Genomic DNA, 6,561 nt, shown 5'->3' with positions numbered 1-6,561 from the left:
CGATTTTGTCTTCCCACTCTTTCTCGCCTTCTAACGCTTTAAGCGCAGAACCTTGGATTAGAGGTAGGTCATCACCTGGGAAGTCGTACTCTGAAAGTAGTTCACGTACTTCCATCTCTACTAGCTCTAGAAGCTCTTCGTCGTCAACCATGTCACATTTGTTCATGAATACGATGATGTAAGGTACACCAACCTGACGAGAAAGTAGGATGTGCTCACGTGTTTGAGGCATAGGACCGTCAGTAGCAGCAACTACTAGGATCGCGCCGTCCATCTGTGCAGCACCAGTGATCATGTTTTTAACATAGTCAGCGTGTCCTGGACAGTCTACGTGTGCGTAGTGACGAGTTGGTGTATCGTACTCAACGTGTGAAGTTGAGATTGTGATACCACGCTCACGCTCTTCTGGAGCGTTATCGATTGATGCGAAGTCTTTCGCTTCACCACCGTATACTTTTGCAAGTACGTTAGTGATTGCTGCTGTTAGAGTTGTTTTACCGTGGTCAACGTGGCCGATTGTACCTACGTTTACGTGCGGTTTTACGCGTTCAAACTTTTCTTTTGCCATGACGGAACCTATCAGTTTTTGTGTATCTAGATTACATATAAAAATAACCCGCCATACGCGCGAGCTAAAATTATTCTTTAAATATTTAGTTTATGACAAATTAAAGGAAGTATTTGAGAAGATTCTGAAGACTGGTGCTGATAGGCAGATTTGAACTGCCGACCTCACCCTTACCAAGGGTGCGCTCTACCAACTGAGCTATATCAGCACACCAGAATTACTGGAGCGGGCAGCGGGAATCGAACCCGCATCATCAGCTTGGAAGGCTGAGGTAATAGCCATTATACGATGCCCGCTTTAGGAACCTGTTCTTAAACTACCTCTAACCGTCAAGAATAAGTGGTGGAGGGGGCTGGATTCGAACCAGCGAAGGCAGTGCCGTCAGATTTACAGTCTGATCCCTTTGGCCGCTCGGGAACCCCTCCACGAAAAAATTCTTGCCTAAAGCATCTGCATAAATTGCAGTGTAAAAAATGGTGCCGACTATCCGAGTCGAACGGATGACCTACTGATTACAAGTCAGTTGCTCTACCAACTGAGCTAAGTCGGCACTGCTTTAGTACGGGGCGAGATTCTAAGGCAAGGTTCCTAGTGATGCAACAACAATCTGCAAAAAATTGATAAAATCTTATTCAAGTGCTCACATTTACGTCAAATCTCTATTAAAACACTCAAATTTGACTGTTTTTACGCCAAAATAGTAACCCTTGTAACACGAGGCTCTCATGGAACTGACTTTCACAGGCCAGTTGTTGAGAGATGAACGCGCCGTATCCCCCCGCACAAACCACTTGGCATAAGGCTGCCTCTTCTTTTAACATTTCAATGCCGGCGTAAACGGCACCTAATGTTGCCACTAAAGCCCCATTTTTAACTGCATTTGGGGTATTTTTACCCAAGGCCTTGGAAAATTGAGTTTGTTCATCACTAAACACTTTTTGAGTATTGGAAACCAAGCTTTCTATCATCATATCTAGGCCAGGCAAGATCCACCCACCTAGGTGTTGGCCATTGGCGTGTAATACATCTACTTTGCTCGCAGTACCTGAGTCGACTATCACACAATGCGTATTTGGATATAAATAGTGACAGGCCACCACCGTTAGCCAACGGTCAATGCCTAAGTTGTGAAATTGTTCGTAGGCGCATTTTAACTCACCCAATTGAGAAGTGACTCTCGCATGTATCACTCTGATACCAAGCTTATTAGCTTGTTGCTCAAAAGGTACCAATAACTCGGACTTGCCAACCTGTGCCACCAGCACTTCTGAGATACTTTCCCATTGCAGTTTATCTTCATCAATAAAGGTAATACTGTCTCGTTCCTCAACAGCCAATTTTACAGCCGTATTACCCACATCAATCAATAATCTCATTGCGCTTCTTTCCTCAACGAAATTTCACCACCATAGTAGCTTTTCAGCTCACCATCCTGACGAAGCACGATGCCACCTTGCGTATCGATACCTTCACATACACCTTGCCAGTGTCGCTGGCCAGTGCTCAAAGTCACGACTTCTCCAGCAAATGCATTGAGTGTATTCCATTGCTCCGTCATGCTGTGTAAACCGGATACTTGATATTGCGCTAAACGGGCGGTTAAACATTGTGTCAAAGTTGCAACCAGCTTATTTTTGTCAAGCGCAGAGGTATGACTAGAAAGATCGGTCCACGGTTGATCAATTTGACTAGAAGCGCCTTCAGGCATCAATAAATTAATACCAATCCCGATCACCAAATGACAAGGCCCTTCAACTTGACCATCCAACTCAACAAGAACCCCGGCTAGCTTTTTGTCATTAAGGTAAATGTCATTAGGCCATTTGAGTGACACATTTAAATCATAAAGTGCTTTTAACGCATCATACACTGCTAACCCAACGGCAATAGAGACACCCATTGCTGCTTGCAAACCATCATCTAATCGCCAGTAATAACTGTAATATAAGTTCGCGCCAAAGGGAGATTGCCAAGTACGACCGCGACGTCCTCGCCCAGCCTGCTGCATTTCCGCAACCAGCACTTGACCAGATATCAGGTTTTGCTTGCTCTGAATGCGCCGCATAAGCTCACTATTGGTTGAATCAATAATGGCTTCAACATCAACCGGGTTACTACAACCAAGTAAGGCAAAGTATTGCTCAATTTTACTTTTTTCAAGCAGAGGCAAGCTTTGGTTTAAACAATATCCTTTGCCACTGACGGTAAATATGTCAATGCCCATATCTTGCAATGAGTTGATATGTTTAGATACCGCCGCGCGACTTATCCCTAGCTGCTCCCCTAACATTTGGCCTGAAACAAACACACCTCGGTTAAGTGCATTGAGTATCGCGAGCTTATTACCTTGAGGTGCCTTACTCATCGTGAACTCCTTGTAAATGAACTTCTTGGTCGTGCGCAAGCAATCTCACCTCGTGCTCTAGCTTAACTGCAAATTTAGCCCATACCTGCTGCTGAATATGCTCAACCATAGTTTTGAGTTGTTTGGCTTTGCCCTTGCCTTTATTTACTAATACCAAGGCTTGCTTGTCATACACTGCGATATCACCAATCTGGTAACCTTTTAACCCAGCTTGCTCTATCAACCAGCCAGCCGCCAATTTGCCATATTTATCACCGGTTGGGTAAACGGGAATATCAGGATAGATCTGCTGTAGTTTTTCCACCTGTGCCATGGCAACTATCGGGTTTTTGAAAAAGCTACCCGCATTAGCAAGCTCATTTGGATCTGGCAGCTTGCTTTGACGAATTTTAATGACTTCATCACACACTTGCAGCGCAGTTGGTGCCGAGCTCTGTAATTGTTGCAATGGCCCATAACCTAGTACAGGCTGCCAGTGCTTGCTAATAGTCAAACCTACTTTGGTGATCACAAAGGCGCCCTTTAGCGCATGTTTAAAAACAGAATCTCGATAAGCGAACTCACATTGCTGTGACGTTAAACGCGCTATTCGTCCAGTTTGAATATTAAAGCCTTCAACATAATCAACAAATTGCGCTAGCTCCACTCCGTAAGCACCAATATTTTGTACAGGTGCCGCCCCGACATTACCTGGGATCAGCGCTAAATTTTCAAGCCCTGCAATACCTTTATCAAGCAAGTGTAAAACTAACGCGTGCCAATTTTCTCCCGCCCCCACTTCAACCTGCCAATTGTGCTCATGCTCAACAATTGTGCGTCCCAAAATCGCGACCTTGATAACAGCCCCTGCAAAGTCGTCTAAAAATACGGTATTACTGCCCTCACCTAATAGGCAAAAAGGTTGGGAAAAATCTATATCCAATAATTGTTGCCAGTGTTCAATGGTGATGAGTTGTTGGCATTGACTTGGAAGTGCAAAAGTGTGGAGTGACTGCAAAGCTTGCACGTTTAGGGCCTTAACGAGAATTATAATATGTGTAGTTTACCCTATCGTAAAACTCAGCGCATCCATGTGTGATCTTGTGCTCAAGCATGCTATAACATGCGCTCCAACATTCCATAATGAGCAAGGATATTATGAAATTAACTGCCTTTGCGACCAGCCTAGCACTGGCTGGACTCTCACATACGGCCACAGCAACACAAGCTGTCGACCAACACACTTACGCTAACTTAAATGACGTTATTTCTACCCATTTGTATTTAGACTTAGACGTAGATTTTGCCGATAAGCAGCTCGAAGGCTTCGTTGAGCATACATTAGAATGGCAAAATGCCGATGCCAGAATGCTCGTGCTTGATACCCGTGACTTGGATATCAATAGAGTTATCTATCAAGGTCGAAACGGTCAATGGCACAAGGCTAAATTTTCCCTTGCAAAACGTGATGATGTAAAAGGTGCCAAGCTGACTATTCAATTCAAGGAGCAGGCTAAAAAAGCACGTATTTACTACAATAGCCTACCTCAAGCATCTGGCTTACAGTGGTTAACACCAGAGCAAACGGCAAGTAAAACACACCCGTTCATGTACAGCCAATCGCAAGCCATCCATGCTCGTAGCTGGATACCTGTACAAGACACCCCAGCGATGCGTGTCACCTACTCAGCACGTATTCATACACCAGAAGATGTACGTGCGGTTATGAGTGCCGACAACACTGGCGCATTCATCAAAGATGGTGACTATGTGTTTGATATGCCGCAAGCCATCCCACCTTACCTTATTGCCATTGGTGCGGGTAACCTAGAATACCAAGAGATGTCGCACCAAACCGCCATTTTTGCGGAACCACAAATTCTGGACGCTTCGGTTGCGGAGTTTAATGACACGCAAACCATGATCGACAAAACTAATGTCATGTACGGTGAGTATGCATGGGGTCGTTATGACTTACTCATGCTGCCACCAAGCTTCCCATTTGGCGGTATGGAGAATCCACGCTTGTCTTTTATCACGCCAACCGTCGTGGCTGGAGACAAAAGCTTGGTTAATCTCATTGCACACGAATTGGCCCACTCATGGTCAGGTAACCTCGTCACCAATGCCACCTGGGAAGACTTATGGTTAAACGAAGGTTTTACCTCGTACGTTGAAAACCGCATCATGGAAGAAGTCTTTGGCCGTGAGCGCGCTGTGATGGAGCAAGCACTGGATGCAGCAGGACTACGTGAGTTATTAAAAACCATTGCAGAACCGGACACCCGCTTGAACTTAAAACTCAATGGCCGCGATCCAGATGATGCTTTCAGTTCGGTACCTTATACAAAAGGTCAACTATTCTTAATGTATCTAGAAGAAAAATTCGGCCGTGAGAAGTTTGACGTGTTTGTAAAAGAGTACTTTAAGACTTACTCCTTTAAATCTCTCACTACAGCTGAGTTTGTGCAGTACTTAAATAAAAACTTGCTACAAAAATACCCTGGTGTTGTAAGCTTGGAAAAAGCTCAAGAGTGGATCTTTGAGCCAGGACTACCTAGCGATGCACCAAACCCAACATCAGATGCGTTTGATAAGGTTGATGCACAAACACAGGCATGGATGGAAAATAAGACCCCCCTCAGTGACCTGCCAACAGCTCAATGGACGGTGCACGAATGGCTGCATTTTATCAATAATCTACCTCGCGATTTAGATGTAAAACGCATGGCGGAATTAGATGCAGAGTTTAATTTAACCAACTCAACTAATGCGGAGCGTGCTTTTGCGTGGTATATGCTCGCGGTAGGGAATGGCTATGAAGCCGTTTATCCTGCGCTGGAAAAGCACCTTACAACCATTGGTCGTCGCAAGCTGATTGTACGTCTTTACAAAGCGCTCGTGGCAAATGGTAAACGTGACTGGGCTTATGATGTGTACCAAAAAGCTCGTCCTGGTTACCACTCATTGGCAACCGGTACGATAGACGCGGTTTTCGCCAAATAACCAATGAACAAGATAAAGGGCTGTTATTGGCCCTTTATTTTTTCTAGAAATGCCGCTCGCTGCGCGTCATTGGCCTGTTGCCACCAAAACTCCAGCATAGAATAAGCGTCTGGATGCGCGATACCTTGCGACGTCGGCATACTCTTAGACTCAGATTTACTTATCGGCGCCGTTGCGATGGGTATTGTACGCGACTGCTGACTGGCAATCGAATAAGCCGTTAATGGTGCAAGTTTATATACATTATTTTGCGGCGTTGTCACACTTGCTACTGGCTGACTGATGAATTGCTTAGCCGCATTCACTGAATCTGGACGCTGGAAGTTCACATGGTAATCGCCTTCATTTTCCACCTTTAACGATACCCAAAAAGGCTCCGATTCAACCACTTCATGCTCATCATAATCGAGTTCAAACAAGTCACTGTATTTCAATTTCAGCGCATACTCACCCGGGGATAGCTCTAGCTCCGTTGTTTTGCTAAACAATGAGTGCTCAATCATTTGCTCGTTAACCTGTAACGGATAAAGCTCACTTGAAAAATGTACCGTCGCGGCACTCGCCATCGACATATTCAATATGCTCAATATGCCTATGATCACCCCATACCCCTTGTTTTTCATGCTTGCTCCTTTTATTTACC

At 44.8% G+C, this 6,561-nt stretch carries 6 protein-coding genes and 4 tRNA genes; 1 reads left to right on the top strand and 9 read right to left on the bottom strand.

Annotation, left to right across the window (positions count from 1 at the left end):
- From ACW689_RS08420 to murB, 8 genes are all read right to left on the bottom strand, one after another.
- Positions 1–568, bottom strand: a 568-nt coding sequence (locus tag ACW689_RS08420) for a GTP-binding protein (protein ID WP_476290269.1), incomplete at its 3' end; no start/stop codon positions are given.
- Between the two features lie 132 nt (positions 569–700).
- Positions 701–776 (bottom strand) — tRNA-Thr (locus ACW689_RS08415).
- Between the two features lie 13 nt (positions 777–789).
- A tRNA-Gly gene (locus tag ACW689_RS08410) sits at positions 790–864 on the bottom strand.
- A gap of 44 nt (positions 865–908) precedes the next feature.
- Positions 909–993: transfer RNA gene (locus tag ACW689_RS08405), tRNA-Tyr, on the bottom strand.
- Between the two features lie 49 nt (positions 994–1,042).
- Positions 1,043–1,118, bottom strand: a tRNA-Thr gene (locus tag ACW689_RS08400).
- A gap of 121 nt (positions 1,119–1,239) precedes the next feature.
- Positions 1,240–1,944: a type III pantothenate kinase gene (locus ACW689_RS08395; protein ID WP_476290267.1), complete on the bottom strand. Its 705-nt coding sequence runs from the start codon at positions 1,942–1,944 to the stop codon at positions 1,240–1,242.
- The gene (gene birA, locus ACW689_RS08390; RefSeq protein WP_476290265.1) at positions 1,941–2,933 is read right to left on the bottom strand and encodes a bifunctional biotin--[acetyl-CoA-carboxylase] ligase/biotin operon repressor BirA; all 993 of its coding nucleotides are present in this window, start codon (positions 2,931–2,933) and stop codon (positions 1,941–1,943) included. Before birA ends, ACW689_RS08395 begins: the two co-directional genes overlap by 4 nt.
- Positions 2,926–3,939 (bottom strand): UDP-N-acetylmuramate dehydrogenase, encoded by a 1,014-nt coding sequence (murB, locus tag ACW689_RS08385; protein WP_476290263.1) that lies wholly within the window; start codon positions 3,937–3,939, stop codon positions 2,926–2,928. The genes birA and murB overlap by 8 nt, the downstream gene beginning before the upstream one ends.
- Positions 3,940–4,070: 131 nt before the next feature.
- Between murB and ACW689_RS08380 the strand changes: the two genes are divergently transcribed.
- Entirely contained in the window at positions 4,071–5,918 is a 1,848-nt protein-coding gene (locus ACW689_RS08380) for a M1 family metallopeptidase (protein WP_476290261.1), read from the top strand.
- A 23-nt stretch (positions 5,919–5,941) separates the two neighbouring features.
- On the opposite strand, the gene ACW689_RS08375 is transcribed toward ACW689_RS08380, so the two are convergent.
- Complete coding sequence (locus tag ACW689_RS08375; RefSeq protein WP_476290259.1) at positions 5,942–6,541, bottom strand: DUF2057 family protein; 600 nt, start codon at positions 6,539–6,541, stop codon at positions 5,942–5,944.
- Between the last annotated feature and the right edge of the window lie 20 nt (positions 6,542–6,561).

This window comes from Pseudoalteromonas sp. ABE4_541 (genome assembly GCF_056312285.1).
This window is presented reverse-complemented; position numbering and strand designations above follow the sequence as displayed.